Genomic DNA, 14,795 nt, shown 5'->3' with positions numbered 1-14,795 from the left:
GGGCGATCCCGGCCGGTGACCGGGCGCCGGGGCCGTGGGTGACCTCGTACCGGTACGCAGGGTGAGGTACCTCGGATGGCGTACGCGAGTACGGGCGATGTACGTGCGTACGAATGGGTGTGGGGCGTACGCGACGCCGTACGGGAGCGCGCGAACGGCACGTCGGGAACAGAGAGCCGGGAACGGCACGCCGGGGCGCCGGAAGCACGGCCGGGCCGGGAGCGCCTCGGCCGCACAAAACGCGGGGTGCGGCGGGGCGCGGCTCGTTACTGCTCGGCCAGCGCGCGCAGCCGGCTCAGCGCGCGGTGCTGGGCGACCCGGACCGCTCCGGGCGACATCCCCAGCATCTGGCCGGTCTCCTCGGCGGTCAGCCCGACCGCGACTCGCAGCAGCACCAGCTCGCGCTGGTTCTCCGGCAGGTTGGCCAGCAGCTTCTTGGCCCACTCGGCGTCGCTGCTGAGCAGCGCCCGCTCCTCGGGGCCGAGCGAGTCGTCCGGCTGCTCGGGCATCTCGTCGGAGGGGACGGCCGTGCTGCCCGGCCCGCGCATCGCGGCCCGCTGGAGGTCGGCGACCTTGTGGGCGGCGATGGCGAAGACGAACGCCTCGAAGGGCTTTCCGGTGTCGCGGTAGCGCGGCAGCGCGCACAGCACCGCCACGCACACCTCCTGCGCCAGGTCCTCGACGAAGTGCCGGGCGTCGCCGGGCAGCCGCGAGAGCCGGGTACGGCAGTAGCGCAGGGCGAGGGGGTGCACGTGTGCCAGCAGGTCGTGCGTGGCGCGGCGATCTCCCTCGACGGCGCGTGCGACGAGATCGCCGATCTCCTGAATCCCGTCATCGCGCATCGGTCCATGGTGCCTTGGCGCGGAACGATCCGCGGCATCAGGTCCGTACTTGTGCACCGAAGCGTTATGAGCGGCAGGTGCGCCGGTTGTCATGTCCTGCGCCCTCCCCTCGTGCGCGACCGACCCGTCCCCGAGGAACTCCATACCTCAAGGATGCGGCACCGCGCCGCGAATTGATGAGCCGCTCCACGGCAGGGACGGACGGCAGGGGTGGTACGGCCCGCCGCCCCGCCCGCCGCAGAGCGGGCGGGGACCCCCGTTCCCCCGCATCGCAGCACGTCACGACGGCCTAGCGGACCAGACCCCAGCGGAAACCGAGGGCGACCGCGTGCGCCCGGTCCGAGGCGCCGAGTTTTTTGAACAGGCGCCGTGCGTGGGTTTTGACGGTGTCCTCGGAGAGGAACAGCTCGCGTCCGATCTCCGCGTTGGAGCGGCCGTGGCTCATGCCTTCCAGCACTTGGATCTCGCGTGCGGTCAGCGTCGGGGCGGCGCCCATCTCCGCGGAGCGCAGCCGCCGCGGGGCCAGCCGCCACGTCGGGTCGGCGAGCGCCTGGGTCACCGTCGCGCGCAGCTCGGCGCGCGAGGCGTCCTTGTGCAGATAGCCGCGGGCGCCGGCGGCGACCGCCAGCGCGACCCCGTCCAGGTCCTCGGCGACCGTGAGCATGATGATGCGGGCGCCCGGGTCGGCGGACAGCAGCCGGCGCACGGTCTCCACACCGCCCAGCCCGGGCATCCGTACGTCCATCAGAATCAGGTCCGAGCGATCGGCACCCCAGCGGCGGAGGACTTCCTCGCCGTTGGCCGCCGTCGTCACACGCTCGACGCCGGGCACGGTCGCGACCGCGCGGCGGAGCGCCTCTCGGGCAAGCGGGGAGTCGTCGCAGACGAGGACGGATGTCATGGCCGCCCTCCGCAGCTAGTGCGCGTCACCTTGAGCCTCCAGGCTGGTACGTATCGTCACCTGTGCGATTGACGGCCTCGGACACCTGCCCGAGGACTGCTCCACCAACCGCCTCCGCCCTCTCAACGATGGTCACTCGAAAGAGTTACGGGTCCGGTAACCGCCTTCGACACTCTACGTGAGGGCCCGGATACGGAGAAGGCGGATCGCGCGCTTCGCGCCCTCTTCCCGAAGCTATGCCCTATTTGGTGGCTTTTCTTCCTTTTTCACGGTGTCTATGGCTAGATTCGTAATGAGTCATATTTACATCTACTAAGACAGTAGATGTACGGTCTTCAGAACCGAGCCCGAACCCGCATCGCTTCGAGGGGACTAGCAATGGCAGATTTCTCCCGCCTCCCGGGCCCGAACGCAGACCTCTGGGACTGGCAGCTCCTCGCCGCGTGCCGGGGCGTGGACAGCTCGCTCTTCTTCCACCCCGAAGGCGAACGCGGGGCCGCGCGCAGCGCGCGCGAGACCTCGGCGAAAGAGGTGTGCATGCGCTGCCCCGTACGCGCCCAGTGCGCCGCACACGCGCTGGCGGTCCGCGAGCCGTACGGAGTCTGGGGCGGCCTGACGGAGGACGAACGCGAAGAACTGATGGGCCGGGCCCGCCACCGGCTGGTCCCGGCGGCGGCCGGGGCGGGCGGGGGCGCGACCGCCGGGCCCTGAGCGCGGGCCGGGCGCGACCGCCGGGCTCTATGGAGGAGGCTCACGCCTGCCGGATGCCCCGGAAGAGGGGCGGCATGTCCGGGCGGGTCAGCGTGTGCGGGCCGGTCGGCGTGTGCGGGCCGGTCGGCGTGTGCGGGCCGGATGGCGTGCCCTGGCTGGTTGGCGTGTCCCGGCCGGTTGACGTGTCCCGGCCGGTTGGCGTGTCCCGGCCCTGTCCGGGCCGGTCGGTGCGTCCGGGCCGGTCGAGATGCATGTCCGGGCCGGCAGGCAGGTAACGGTCAGCGGCGGGCCGCCGCCGCGAGCTGGTCGAGCATCGCCTCGACCGCGGGCACCTGCGCCAGGTCGGGCAGCGTCAGCGCCACGATCTCGCGCTGTACGGCGGGTTCCATCACCAGCGTCCGGGCCCCCTTGGGACGTACGGACTCCAGCGCCAGCTCGGGCAGGGCCGCGACCCCCAGCCCCGCGCCCACCAGGCCGATCACCGCGGGGTAGTCGTCGGTCGCGTAATCGATGCGCGGAGTGAAGCCGGCACCCTCGCACACCTCGACCAGATGACGGCGGCAGCGCTGACAGCCCGCGATCCACGGATCGTCGGCCAGCTCGGCGAAGCCGGCCCGGCCGGCCGTCGCCAGCCGGTGGCCCTCCGGCACCAGGCCGACGAGACGGTCCACCAGGATCGGCCGGACCACCAGGTCGTCCCACTCGGCCCCGGCGGCCGGGTCCGCGCCGCGCACCTCCGGGTAGCGGAAGGCCAGCGCGATCTCGCAGTCGCCGTTGCGCAGCATCCCGACCGAGCGCGGCGGCTCCGCCTCGTCCAGGGACACCCGGGTACCGGGGTGGGCGGCCCGCATCGCGGCCAGCGCGGTCGGTACGAGCGTCGAACTGCCGGAAGGGAAGGACACCAGCCGCACCCGCCCGGCCCGCAGCCCCGCGATCGCCGCGACCTCTTCCTCGGCGGCGGTCAGCCCGGCGAGGATGCCGACGGCGTGCCGCAGCAGTGCCTCGCCCGCCTGCGTCAGCCGGGTCTCCCGGCCCGTACGGACCAGGAGCGGAGTCCGCGCGGACTGCTCCAGGGCCTTCATCTGCTGACTGACGGCGGGCTGGGTGCACCCCAGCTCACGCGCCGCACCGGAGAACGAGCCGGTGCGCGCGACGGCGCGGAGCACCCGGAGATGACGAGCCTCGATCATGCTCCGAGCATAAGCGCAGCTTGGAGTGGCCGGGAAAAATCCGCTCGAACCTTTGGCCTACGGTGCGTAGCTTGCCGCCATGACGATCCCGACGGCCTCACCGGCTTCCCTTCCGGCTCTCTCTTCGGCTTCTGCTGCTGCTTCCTCTCCGGCTCCCTTCGCCTCTCCGTCCGCTGCTGCCCCTGCGAACGGGGCGCGGGTGCTCTCGGTGAACATCGGCCGGGCCCGCCCTTTCGAGCACACCGACGCCCCGGGCGGCACCGCCATCGACAAGCGGCCCGTCCCCGGGCCGGTGGCGGTGACGGCACCCGGCCCCAAGGGCACCGGCACCAGCGGGCTCGCCGGGGACACGGTCGGTGACACCCGCCACCACGGCGGCACCGACCAGGCGGTGTACGCCTACGCCCGGGAGGATCTGGACCGGTGGGAGCGCACTCTGGGCCGGGAGCTGCCACCCGGCACCTTCGGGGAGAACCTGACCACGGACGGCCTGGACGTGAACGGCGCGCGGATCGGCGAACGCTGGCGGATCGGGCCGCGCCTGGTGCTGGAGGTGACCTCGCCGCGCATCCCGTGCCGCACCTTTCAGGGGTGGCTGGGCGAGCCGGGGTGGGTACGGCACTTCACCCGGGCCGCGGCGCCCGGCGCGTACCTGCGGGTGATCGAACCGGGTGAAATCCGTCCGCAGGACCCGATCGAGATCCTGCACCGCCCGGCGCACGACGTCACGATCGCGCTCATGTTCCGCGCGCTGACGACGGAGCGCGCGCTGCTGCCGCGCCTCCTGGAGGCCGGGCCCGCGCTGCATCCCGAAGCGCGGGCCAGTGCGCTGAAGTACGTACGGACGCACGCGAATCGGTGATCCCCGGGGGGCTTCCCAGGGCCGGCGGAGCCTGCGCGTCGCACGGGTGCCGGGGGAGTTTTGGGGTTAGTCGGATCTATGGGGAGGGAACGGCTCCGGAACGGGCGTCGGCGGGGTGGCCGGGCCCGTCCGGGCGGATAGCGTGCGCGTATGACGACTGCATTGATTACGGGAGCGACGTCGGGCATCGGGGCGTCGTTCGCCCGGCGGCTGGCCGGTGACGGGCACAACGTGGTGCTGGTGGCGCGCAACGAGGAGCGGCTGCGGCAGCAGGCCGCCGAGCTGCACGACCGGCACGGCATCGAGGCGGACGTGCTGCGTGCCGACCTCGCGACCGACGAGGGCATCGCCGCCGTCGAGGCGCGGCTGTCGGACCGTACGCATCCGGTGGACCTGCTGATCAACAACGCCGGGTTCGGCAACAAGGGCGAGTACCTCGAAGTGCCGATGGCGGACGAGCTGGCGATGCTCAAGGTGCACTGCGAGGCGGTGCTGCGGCTGACCACGACGGCGGTCAAGGGCATGCGGGAGCGGCGGCGGGGCGGGGTGGTCAATGTCGCGTCGGTGGCAGCGTTCGTGCCGCGCGGGACGTACGGCGCGAGCAAGGCGTGGGTCGTGCAGTTCACGCAGGGGGCGGCGCGGGACCTGGCCGGGAGCGGGGTGCGCCTGATGGCGCTGTGCCCCGGCTTCGTACGCACCGAGTTCCACCAGCGGGCCGGCATGGGGACGAGCAACATTCCCGACTGGCTTTGGCTGGACGCGGACAAGCTGGTGGATGCGGCGATGAAGGACCTGGCGCGCGGCAAGTCGCTGTCCATCCCGGATCCGCGGTACAAGGCGCTGATGGGCGCGGTGAAGCTGGCGCCGCGCGGGCTGCTGGGCGGGATCACGTCCAGGACGGGGCGTAAGTACGGGCCGCAGTAGGGGGTTTGGGGGTTTCCGCCCGTGGCCCGTTTCCGTCCGTGACCCGTTTCCGTCCGTGACGGCGCGGCGCTTGTGGGCGGCGGTTCGTTGGTGGGTGGTTGCTGTGTGTTGCGCGATGCCTGCGGCGCTGTGTTGTTTGCTTCCCTGCGGGTTGTTTGGTCTTGGACCCGGTGCGGTCGGTGGGTGGGGTGGGGCGCGGTCGCACCGGGGCCACTCCTCGGGCCGTGTGCGTGTCGGGTACGCCGTGAAAGGAAGCCTGCGTCTTGCACACGGCCCTGCGGGGAGTCCCCGATACGCCCACGCCCGGCCGTCCCCGAGCCGCCGGTTGTGTCTTCCAACCGGTTCTTCAACGACGCCCGGCGGCCGGAGTACGGGGCTCGCGCCGCATGGACCACAGCGTCGGGCCGCCGCCTGGCAGTTGCAGCTCCTCGCGCACGGTGAAGCCGAAGTGCTCGTAGAGGGGGACGTTGGACGGCTTGGAGGACTCCAGGTAGACGGGCAGGCCCGCGGCGTCGGCCTTGGCCAGTCCCGAGCGCAGCAGGGCCGCGCCGTGCCCCTGGCCCTGGGTGGCCGGGTCTGCGCCGATCACCGCCAGGTACCAGTGAGGTTCATCCGGTGTGTGCTCGGCGGCTGCCTTGACAGCGTCACGGAACAACGGAGCCCGGTCGCCGAGGATGTCCTGGAGTTCCTGGATGGTCTCCGCGTCGGGAACGGCCTTTTCCTGCCCCTCGGGCGGTACCCAGAAGGCAGCCGCCGCCTCGGTGCGCTCGCACACGCCGTGGTGGACGTACTGCCGGGTGAACAGCGTGGTGAAGTAGCGGCCCAGTCCCGCCCCGCGGGAGGAGTCGTCGGGGAAGAACCAGCGCATCATCGGATCGTCGTCGAAGGCGCGGGCCAGGGTACGGCTGACCGGTTGAGCGTCGTCGGCCGTCGCCTTCTTCGGTGTGTTGTCGGTTATCGGCACACGGCCATTCTGCGCCGTTCGTAATCTTGGTCTGTTGCCAGGGGGCACTTCCTAGGGGCACCGACCCGCACGCGGGATCACCTACCAACCCTCCCCCAAGGGGTGGGCGCGCTACGGACGGGAGGGGGCGGGCCGGAGGGGGTGTATGGCAAAACGTAAAGCGAAGCAGTTTTGACATGCGCCCCCGCAGGCCCGACCCCGCCACCCAGCAAGCGCAAAGCGCCCACCCCAACAACACCTCCCGCCGAAGGCGGACCGCACCACGAACAGCCGCGTCAGGTGACGGTCACCGACTCCCCCATGAGGGAGACCACCCGGGTCGGTCCGCCGGCCCACATCACCTGGACGCGCCCCGAGTCGTCCAGGTGAACCGTCGCGAGGTCGCGCACCGACGGCGCCGGGCCGTCGTCGGCCGTCAGGGAGGCGAGGGCCAGGAACAGCGCGGGGCCGCCGTCCGGTACGGCACCCGTGAGACACGTGAACCGGGCCGCAGGGCCGAACGGGGTGGCGCCGGTCAGGGAACCGGCGTCGTCGTAGCCGTGGACAGGGTGGAGGTGGGCCGTGGGGCCCGGTTCGGTCACGGGCCAGCCGGTCTGGCGGACCGGCGTGCCGGGCTCGGCGCCGTGTACGAGGTGGGCGCGGAGTTCGGCGGCGCCGAAGACGAGCGTGGCCGAGAGGATACGTACGCCGAAGAGTTCCGTGCCGTCCGCGCAGAGCGGGGAGTGCGCGGAGGCGGCCCAGTCGGGTCCGCAGCCGCGTGGTTCGGCCGGGCCCCGGGTGGTGGGGGTGCCGTCGAGGATCAGTGCGAAGTGGTTGTCGGGCAGGCCGGTGCCGGGGGGAGACACCGGGCCGGTGCGGGTGGAGTAGGCGAAGCGGGCGTAGTACGGGTCGGGCAGGCCGCTGGTGTGGCTGGTGCCGTGGTTGTGCAGGCGGACGAGTCCGTCGGCGGCGGTGGACTGGATGAGCAGGCCGGGAGTGGGCAGCGGGACCGTGGCGTCCTCGGTTTCGGCGGGCAGTGGTTCCTCGGGGGCGGTCCAGGCGGGGTGGCCGGGCGGCAGGAGGAGGCCGGTGAAGGCTTTGGCGGCCCAGTAGGGGGAGCCGGGGCCGGAGTAGTTCTGGATCATGGGCGGGTACGGGCCGTACCAGCCGAGCGGGAGCAGGCCGTCGGGGGTGACGGCGCCGTGGTCCAGGAAGTGGCGCAGGGTGCCGGAGGCGAGGCGGCGGGTGGCGCCGGGGGTGAGCGGGGTGTGGCCGGTGAGCGCGCCGAGCCAGGGGGCGGCGGTGGCGGCGAAGCGGTAGGTGAGGGAGCGGCCGAACAGGACGGGGGCGCCGTCGGCGTCGAAGAGGCGGGTGTAGCCGTCGAGGTGGGCCCGCAGGCGTGCGCCGTAGGTGGCCAGCAGAGCGGTGTCACCGCTCAGGTGGGCGTGCAGGACGGGGTAGAAGTGCAGGGCCCAGGCGTTGTAGTGGTCGAAGGCGCGGTTGTCGCCGTCGCTGTACCAGCCGTCGCCCAGGTACCAGTCCTCGATGCGGGTCAGGGCCCGGTCGACGGCGGCGCGGGCGCGGGTGGTCTCGATGCCCGCGTCGAGCAGGAAGCCGCCGACGGTCAGGCCGAAGAGCCACCAGTTGTTGTCGACCGGGGACGGGCCGAGGGCGGGCAGCAGCCAGTCCACGACGCGGGCGCGGACTTCTTCGTCGAGGGTGTCCCACAGCCAGGGGCGGGTCAGGCGCAGGCTCAGGGCGATGGAGCCGGACTCCACGAGAGCCTGCCGGGTGGCGGGGATCAGGGGCCAGGAGTCGGCGGCTTCGGGGGTGAGCCGGCTGGTGGTGACGGGGGATTCGGTGCCGGCGGCGAGTCCTTGCGCGTAGAAGGGGAGGTAGCCGTGCGGGTCGTGGCCGTCGGCGCCCGATACGCGCAGGGCTGCTGCCAGGAACGTACGGGCGTAGCCTTCGAGGCCGTCGGAGCGGGGGCCGGACCAACTGGGGCGGGCGCCGGGGAGGTTGACCAGCCCGTGCCGGGGCGAGGCGTGGCGGCCGGCCGCGTGCAGCAGGCCGTCGGCCACCGCTTCCCAGTGCGCGCGGGTCCAGCCGGTGTACGGGCTGCGGTGGCGGTCCTCGGCGGGGAGCGGGAACGGGTGCGGCGGGGGCACGGTCATGGGCTTCCCTGCGGGTGGGGCGGACGGCGGTGGGCGCCAGTATCGCGGCGGGGGCGCCCGGGGGGGGGACCGACGCGGCGCGTCGGTGGCTGGGGTGTCCGGGCGGGCCTAGGATTCGGGCACCTGTCGGGGCGGGACGGCCCGGTGCCGGAAGGAGTGCCATGCCTTTATGAACGCCACCGATTCCTCCGCCGGCCGGCCCACGCTGTTGCTGGCCATGGGGCCGGGCGTCGCCGGGCGGCTCTTCGCGGAGCGGCACCACGACCGGCTGGCCGCCCTGGTCCGTACGGACTCCCGGCTGGTCGCGCACGAACTGGACGGGCCGGGGCCGCGGGTCGCCGCCGCGCTGGCCGGGGCCGAGGTGCTGCTCACCTGCTGGGGCGCGCCGCCGCTGACCGCGCGGGTGCTGGACGCGGCGCCCCGGCTGCGGGCGGTGGTGCATGCGGCGGGGTCGGTCAAGGGGCATGTCACCGCGGCCTGCTGGGAGCGCGGTATCGCCGTCTCCTCGGCCGCCGCCGCCAACGCGCTGCCGGTCGCCGAGTACACCCTGGCCGCGATTCTCTTCGCCAACAAGCGGGTGCTGTACGCCGCGCGGCGGTTCGGTGTGCTGCGGGCGGCCCACGACTGGTCCGCCGAGTTGGCGGGGGCCGGCAACTACCGGCGTACGGTCGGGGTGGTGGGTGCCTCGCGTGTCGGGCGGCGTGTCATCGAGTTGCTGCGGCCGTTCGATGTGACGGTGTTGTTGTACGACCCGCATGTGGGGGCCGGTGAGGCGGCGCGGCTGGGGTGTGTGCCGGTGTCGCTGGACGAGCTGTGTGCGCGCAGTGACGTGGTGACGGTGCACGCCCCGGATGTCGCGGCCACCCGGCACATGATCGGGGGGCGGCAGTTGTCGCTGATGGCGGACGGCGCGACGCTGGTCAACACGGCGCGCGGGGCGCTGGTGGACGAGGCGGCGCTGCTCGCGGAGCTGGTCCCGGGGCGGCTGAACGCCGTACTGGATGTCACCGATCCCGAGCCGCCGGACCCGGACTCGCCGTTGTACGACCTGCCGAACGTGCTGCTCACGCCGCATGTCGCCGGGTCGCTGGGCGGTGAGCTGCACCGGCTGGCCGATGCCGCGCTGGATGAGGTGGAGCGGTACGCGCGGGGACTGCCGTTCGCCGGTGCGGTGGCGCGGGAGGAGCTGGACCGGTCCGCCTGACGGGGGCGGGTACGGGCGAGGCCCGGCCCCCACGCGTGGTGGGGAACCGGGCCTCGTACGGGCTCAGTACCGGTGGCCGGTACGGCCGGTGCTCAGTGGGAGTGGCCGTGACCGTGGCCGTGACCGGCCTCGGCCTCTTCCTCCGCCGGCTTCTCGACGACCAGGGTCTCGGTCGTCAGCAGCAGGGAGGCGATGGACGCGGCGTTCTCCAGCGCGGAGCGGGTGACCTTGACCGGGTCGATGACGCCGGCCTTGACCAGGTCGCCGTACTCGCCGGTCGCGGCGTTGAAGCCCTGGCCCTTGTCGAGCTCGGCGACCTTGGAGGTGATGACGTAGCCCTCCAGGCCGGCGTTCTCGGCGATCCAGCGCAGCGGCTCGACGACGGCGCGGCGGACGACGGCGACACCGGTGGCCTCGTCGCCGTCCTTGCCCAGGGAGCCCTCCAGCACCTTGGCGGCGTGCACCAGGGCGGAGCCGCCACCGGAGACGATGCCCTCCTCGACCGCGGCGCGGGTCGCGGAGATGGCGTCCTCCAGGCGGTGCTTCTTCTCCTTGAGCTCGACCTCGGTGGCCGCGCCCACGCGGATGACGCAGACGCCGCCGGCGAGCTTGGCCAGGCGCTCCTGGAGCTTCTCGCGGTCCCAGTCCGAGTCGGTGGTCTCGATCTCGGCCTTGATCTGGTTGACGCGGCCCGTGACGTCGTCGGAGTTGCCGCCGCCGTCGACGATGGTGGTGTCGTCCTTGGTGACGGTCACGCGGCGGGCGGTGCCCAGCACGTCCAGACCGGCCTGGTCGAGCTTGAGGCCGACCTCCTCGGCGATGACGGTGGCGCCGGTCAGGGCGGCCATGTCGCCGAGCATCGCCTTGCGGCGGTCACCGAAGCCGGGCGCCTTGACGGCGACGGCGTTGAAGGTGCCGCGGATCTTGTTGACGACCAGGGTGGACAGGGCCTCGCCCTCGACGTCCTCGGCGATGATCAGCAGGGGCTTGCTGCCGCCCTGCTGGATGACCTTCTCCAGCAGCGGGAGCAGGTCCTGGATCGAGGAGATCTTGCCCTGGTGGATCAGGATGTACGGGTCCTCAAGGACGGCCTCCATACGCTCCTGGTCGGTGACCATGTACGGCGAGAGGTAGCCCTTGTCGAAGGCCATGCCCTCGGTGAAGTCCAGCTCCAGACCGAAGGTGTTGGACTCCTCGACGGTGATGACACCGTCCTTGCCGACCTTGTCCATCGCCTCGGCGATCAGCTCGCCGACCTGCTTGTCCTGGGCGGACAGGGCGGCGACGGCGGCGATGTCGGACTTCTCGTCGATCGGGCGGGCGGTCGCGAGGAGGTCCTCGGAGACGGCCTTGACCGCGGCGTCGATGCCCTTCTTCAGGGCGGCCGGGGAGGCGCCGGCGGCGACGTTGCGCAGGCCCTCGCGGACCAGCGCCTGGGCCAGCACGGTGGCGGTGGTGGTGCCGTCACCCGCGATGTCGTTGGTCTTGGTCGCCACCTCCTTCACGAGCTGGGCGCCGAGGTTCTCGTACGGGTCGTCGATCTCGACCTCGCGGGCGATGGTGACACCGTCGTTGGTGATGGTGGGGGCGCCGAACTTCTTGTCGATGACGACGTTGCGGCCCTTGGGGCCGATCGTCACCTTGACCGTGTCGGCAAGCTTGTTGACGCCGCGTTCGAGGGCGCGACGGGCGTCCTCGTCGAACTTCAGGATCTTCGCCATGAGTTACGTGTCCTTTGTCGTATCTCTCCAACGAACTGCGCCCCGGGCGCCCGGTTGTTTAGGCGCGGGAACCCAGGGCACAGATCAAGGCAAACTTCGGTGAATTACTTCTCGACGATCGCGAGGACGTCGCGGGCCGAGAGGACGAGGTACTCCTCGCCGTTGTACTTCACCTCGGTGCCGCCGTACTTGCTGTAGAGCACGACGTCGCCGACGGATACGTCGAGCGGAAGACGGTTGCCGTCCTCGAAGCGGCCCGGGCCCACGGCCAGGACGACGCCCTCCTGGGGCTTCTCCTTGGCAGTGTCCGGGATGACCAGGCCAGAGGCCGTGGTCTGCTCGGCGTCGAGCGGCTGGACCACGATCCGGTCCTCGAGCGGCTTGATGGCAACCTTGGAGCTGGCGGTCGTCACGATCCGACCTCCCCCTTCGGAGATCTCACGGGGTTAACTGTCTGAGGTGGCGACCAGGTCGATCCGTCGTCGCGGGTGCCGGATCTGCCCGTCGCTGTGTTTGGCACTCCCCGGTGGAGAGTGCCAACGCCGAGACTATGACGCGGTTAGCACTCGGTCAAGCGGAGTGCCAGCGCGGTGGACACGGCGCCCCTTTCTGACGAAGCGCCGCCGCCGGTTGACGCACAGCCGCCCGTACGGCCCCACCCGCCCCACACCGCCGGACGCGCCGATGAAAGAAACGCCACACCTCTCCCACCTGCGCAACCGTGCCGCCTACCGGCTCGTCTTCCTCAGCGACCACCGCACAGGGAACCGGCACCGCACGTCCGGATCCGCGGCGCCCAGGATGGATGGCGGAGGAAGACCCGTGCGCGGAATGACGAGCACGTCCCGGCCCACCGGAGAGCCGGAAGGCGATGCCGAGCGCACGATGACGTTCGCCGCCCTCGCCCAGGCGCCCAACCGCCGGCGCACCGAGGCGTGGCTGCTCGGCCTCGTCGTCCTGATCACGGTCTTCGGCTACAGCTACACCGGGCTGTCGATGTCCGGGAAGCTCCCCGAGGGGCTGACCGGCTTCGCCGCGGGGATCTTCTTCGTCGCGCTCGTACCCCATCTGGTCGTACGCCGCTTCGCGCCCCGCGCCGATCCGCTGATCCTGCCGCTGGCCACGCTGCTGACCGGGATCGGGCTGGTGCTGCTGCACCGGCTGGACGTGACGTACACGGCGAAGTTCCACTCGGCCCCGGCCGCGACCGGCCAGTTGGTGTGGACCGTGATCGGGGTGGCGGCCTGCATCGTCATCCTGATGATGCTCAAGGACCACCGGCTGCTCCAGCGCTACATCTACGTGACGATGGCGGTCGCGCTGGTGATGCTGATGGCGCCGGCGTTCTTCGGCGCCGACACCTACGGCGCCAAGCGCTGGATCCTCCTGGGGCCGATGTCCCTCCAGCCCGGCGAGTTCGTGAAGATCATGATCGCGGTCTTCTTCGCGGGCTATCTGACGCTGAACCGCGACGCGCTCGCCCTGACCGGGCGCCGGTTCCTGGGCGTCCAGCTCCCGCCCGGCCGCCAGCTCGGCCCGATCTTCACCATCTGGGTCATCAGCCTGCTGGTGCTGGTCTTCGAACGGGACCTGGGCACCTCGCTGATCTTCTTCGGGCTCTTCGTCATCATGCTGTACATGGCCACCGAGCGCACGAGCTGGGTGCTGTGCGGCCTGCTCATGGCGGCGGTCGGCGCCTTCACCGTCGGCTCCATCGAACCGCACGTCAAGGGCCGTATCACCGCCTGGCAGAACCCGATGGAGGCCTTCACCGCCAAGGGCATGAAGGAGGGGCAGTCCACCCAGCTCGGCGACGCGCTGTTCAGCTTCGGCAGCGGCGGCATGAGCGGTACGGGCCTGGGCCAGGGCCACCCGGAACTGATCGGCTTCGCCGGCAAGAGCGACTTCATCCTCACCACCGTCGGCGAGGAACTCGGACTGGCCGGGGTGATGGCGGTCCTGGTGCTGTACTGCCTGCTGGTCCAGCGCGGCCTGCGCACCGCGCTCACCGCCCGCGACCCCTTCGGCAAGCTGCTGGCCGTCGGCCTCTCCAGCGCGCTGCTGCTCCAGGTGTTCGTGGTCACCGGCGGGGTCACCGGACTGATACCGCTCACCGGCAAGGCGCTGCCCTTCCTCGCCAAGGGCGGTTCCTCCCTGCTGGCGAACTGGATCATGGTGGCGCTGCTCATCAGGATCAGCGACAGCGCCCAGCGCCGCCGGGAGCCGCTGCCGGCCGGACACAACGCGCGCTCCGGGCGCAACGGGGGCGCACGCTCCGGGCGCCGCCGGGGCGGCGGGGAGCCGTCCGCGCGGGCGCACGCCTAGTAGCCACCCGCCGCCCCGTCGTCACCGCACGCCCTCAAGCACACACCCCCTCAAGCGCACGCCCTCACACGTAGTCCTCCAGGCGCGCGATCGCGAAGCCCTGCGCCGCCGCCGTACGCAGCACCCGGCGCACCATGCCGGTCATCGTGCCGCCCCAGTCCGCGGGCCCCCGGAAGTGACTCAGGATGATGTCGCCCGGGTGGAGGCGCCGGTCCGCCTCGCGGTACTCCATCCGGTCGGGGAATGCCTCCTGCGTCCACAGCGGTACGGTGCGGATGCCGCAGGAGGCGGCGGCACGCAGCGTACGGCGGCTGTACTCGCCGTACGGCGGGCGGAACAGGCGTGGCAGACGCCCGGTCTCGCGCAGCAGGTTCCGCTGCTGTCCGCAGATCTCCGCGCGCTGCGCCGGGTAGCTCAGCGCGGGCAGATAGCGGTGGTTGAGGGTGTGGTTGTGCACGCCGTTGCCCAGCCGCCGTACGCGCCGGAAGTAGGCGTAGTCGTCCTTGACCAGGTAGTGGCTGAGGAAGGCGCTGTAGGGGATCGCCAGCTCGCTCATCATCCGGACGAACCGCGGGTCCTTCTCGGCGCCGTCGTCGACGGTCAGGAAGACCACCCGGTCGGCGGTCGGCACCCGCAGGATCACGGCCGGCAGCCCGCTCGTGCCGCCCCGGGAGAGCGCCGGCGCGGTCCGCAGCGGGGGCCTGCGGCGGGGCGGCGGGGGTGCGGCCGGCGGCAGCTCGGCCACTCCCCACCGCCGGGCCGCCGCCCTCCGGTACGCCCTCGCCGCCGCCTCCAGCGTGCCGGCCTGCCAGACGAGGACCCGGCCGGGGAGGGCGGGCGCGGAGCGGACCACCGGGTACGGGCGGGGGCGGCGCGGCTGGAGGCAGCGGTGGGAGCGATGAGATCGGTGGGAGCGGTTAGAACGGTGTGGAGGGGGACGGGCGTGCGCAGGGTGCGGGCGGCCATGGCGCTCAGTGCGGTCGTACGGGTACGGCCCT

Annotated in this window: 13 protein-coding genes; 5 read left to right on the top strand and 8 right to left on the bottom strand. The window is 72.0% G+C overall.

Annotation, left to right across the window (positions count from 1 at the left end; all coding sequences use genetic code 11):
* Positions 1-266: 266 nt before the first annotated feature.
* Together KGS77_RS19895 and KGS77_RS19890 are read right to left on the bottom strand one after the other, a co-directional pair.
* The gene (locus KGS77_RS19895) at positions 267-842 is read right to left on the bottom strand and encodes a sigma-70 family RNA polymerase sigma factor (protein ID WP_277994245.1); all 576 of its coding nucleotides are present in this window, start codon (positions 840-842) and stop codon (positions 267-269) included.
* A 289-nt stretch (positions 843-1,131) separates the two neighbouring features.
* Entirely contained in the window at positions 1,132-1,743 is a 612-nt protein-coding gene (locus KGS77_RS19890) for a response regulator transcription factor (protein WP_003948568.1), read from the bottom strand.
* Positions 1,744-2,121: 378 nt separating this feature from the next.
* On the opposite strand from KGS77_RS19890, the gene KGS77_RS19885 reads away from it, so the two are divergent.
* Positions 2,122-2,454, top strand: coding sequence for a WhiB family transcriptional regulator (locus tag KGS77_RS19885; RefSeq protein ID WP_242583737.1), 333 nt, complete (start codon positions 2,122-2,124; stop codon positions 2,452-2,454).
* Positions 2,455-2,732: 278 nt separating this feature from the next.
* Here KGS77_RS19885 and KGS77_RS19880 read toward each other — a convergent pair whose 3' ends face one another.
* Positions 2,733-3,644: a LysR family transcriptional regulator gene (locus KGS77_RS19880; protein ID WP_242583735.1), complete on the bottom strand. Its 912-nt coding sequence runs from the start codon at positions 3,642-3,644 to the stop codon at positions 2,733-2,735.
* Between the two features lie 208 nt (positions 3,645-3,852).
* On the opposite strand from KGS77_RS19880, the gene KGS77_RS19875 reads away from it, so the two are divergent.
* Positions 3,853-4,506 carry an MOSC domain-containing protein gene (locus KGS77_RS19875; RefSeq protein WP_242583733.1) on the top strand — a complete coding sequence of 218 codons (654 nt, stop codon included), beginning with the start codon at positions 3,853-3,855 and terminating at the stop codon, positions 4,504-4,506.
* Positions 4,507-4,656: 150 nt separating this feature from the next.
* Positions 4,657-5,430: an SDR family oxidoreductase gene (locus KGS77_RS19870; protein WP_242583731.1), complete on the top strand. Its 774-nt coding sequence runs from the start codon at positions 4,657-4,659 to the stop codon at positions 5,428-5,430.
* Positions 5,431-5,776: 346 nt separating this feature from the next.
* Here KGS77_RS19870 and KGS77_RS19865 read toward each other — a convergent pair whose 3' ends face one another.
* Together KGS77_RS19865 and KGS77_RS19860 are read right to left on the bottom strand one after the other, a co-directional pair.
* Positions 5,777-6,394 (bottom strand): GNAT family N-acetyltransferase, encoded by a 618-nt coding sequence (locus KGS77_RS19865; protein WP_242583728.1) that lies wholly within the window; start codon positions 6,392-6,394, stop codon positions 5,777-5,779.
* Between the two features lie 275 nt (positions 6,395-6,669).
* Entirely contained in the window at positions 6,670-8,547 is a 1,878-nt protein-coding gene (locus tag KGS77_RS19860; RefSeq protein ID WP_242583726.1) for a DUF2264 domain-containing protein, read from the bottom strand.
* A 169-nt stretch (positions 8,548-8,716) separates the two neighbouring features.
* Between KGS77_RS19860 and KGS77_RS19855 the strand changes: the two genes are divergently transcribed.
* Positions 8,717-9,751 (top strand): hydroxyacid dehydrogenase, encoded by a 1,035-nt coding sequence (locus KGS77_RS19855; RefSeq protein ID WP_242583724.1) that lies wholly within the window; start codon positions 8,717-8,719, stop codon positions 9,749-9,751.
* Positions 9,752-9,843: 92 nt separating this feature from the next.
* Here the strand turns inward: KGS77_RS19855 and groL are convergent, their stop codons facing one another.
* The gene (groL, locus tag KGS77_RS19850; RefSeq protein WP_242583713.1) at positions 9,844-11,472 is read right to left on the bottom strand and encodes a chaperonin GroEL; all 1,629 of its coding nucleotides are present in this window, start codon (positions 11,470-11,472) and stop codon (positions 9,844-9,846) included.
* Positions 11,473-11,576: 104 nt separating this feature from the next.
* Positions 11,577-11,885 carry a co-chaperone GroES gene (gene groES / locus KGS77_RS19845; RefSeq protein WP_019329594.1) on the bottom strand — a complete coding sequence of 103 codons (309 nt, stop codon included), beginning with the start codon at positions 11,883-11,885 and terminating at the stop codon, positions 11,577-11,579.
* A 472-nt stretch (positions 11,886-12,357) separates the two neighbouring features.
* On the opposite strand from groES, the gene KGS77_RS19840 reads away from it, so the two are divergent.
* Entirely contained in the window at positions 12,358-13,797 is a 1,440-nt protein-coding gene (locus tag KGS77_RS19840; protein ID WP_242587570.1) for an FtsW/RodA/SpoVE family cell cycle protein, read from the top strand.
* Positions 13,798-13,861: 64 nt separating this feature from the next.
* Here the strand turns inward: KGS77_RS19840 and KGS77_RS19835 are convergent, their stop codons facing one another.
* On the bottom strand, positions 13,862-14,650 hold the full coding sequence (locus KGS77_RS19835; protein WP_242583711.1) for a polysaccharide deacetylase family protein: 789 nt from the start codon (positions 14,648-14,650) through the stop codon (positions 13,862-13,864).
* Positions 14,651-14,795 lie beyond the last annotated feature (145 nt).

This window comes from Streptomyces sp. MST-110588, from assembly GCF_022695595.1.
Classification (GTDB): Bacteria; Actinomycetota; Actinomycetes; order Streptomycetales; family Streptomycetaceae; genus Streptomyces.
The sequence above is the reverse complement of the archived record's forward strand: the minus strand, read 5'-3'. Positions and strand labels throughout refer to the sequence as shown.

What these genes read in the sequence shown, in the direction of transcription:
- KGS77_RS19895 (WP_277994245.1), bottom strand. Translation starts at nt 842, where the DNA reads ATGCGCGATGACGGGATTCAGGAGATCGGCGATCTCGTCGCACGCGCC.
- KGS77_RS19890 (WP_003948568.1), bottom strand. Translation starts at nt 1,743, where the DNA reads ATGACATCCGTCCTCGTCTGCGACGACTCCCCGCTTGCCCGAGAGGCG.
- KGS77_RS19885 (WP_242583737.1), top strand. Translation starts at nt 2,122, where the DNA reads ATGGCAGATTTCTCCCGCCTCCCGGGCCCGAACGCAGACCTCTGGGAC.
- KGS77_RS19880 (WP_242583735.1), bottom strand. Translation starts at nt 3,644, where the DNA reads ATGATCGAGGCTCGTCATCTCCGGGTGCTCCGCGCCGTCGCGCGCACC.
- KGS77_RS19870 (WP_242583731.1), top strand. Translation starts at nt 4,657, where the DNA reads ATGACGACTGCATTGATTACGGGAGCGACGTCGGGCATCGGGGCGTCG.
- KGS77_RS19860 (WP_242583726.1), bottom strand. Translation starts at nt 8,547, where the DNA reads ATGACCGTGCCCCCGCCGCACCCGTTCCCGCTCCCCGCCGAGGACCGC.
- KGS77_RS19855 (WP_242583724.1), top strand. Translation starts at nt 8,717, where the DNA reads ATGAACGCCACCGATTCCTCCGCCGGCCGGCCCACGCTGTTGCTGGCC.
- groL (WP_242583713.1), bottom strand. Translation starts at nt 11,472, where the DNA reads ATGGCGAAGATCCTGAAGTTCGACGAGGACGCCCGTCGCGCCCTCGAA.
- KGS77_RS19840 (WP_242587570.1), top strand. Translation starts at nt 12,358, where the DNA reads ATGACGTTCGCCGCCCTCGCCCAGGCGCCCAACCGCCGGCGCACCGAG.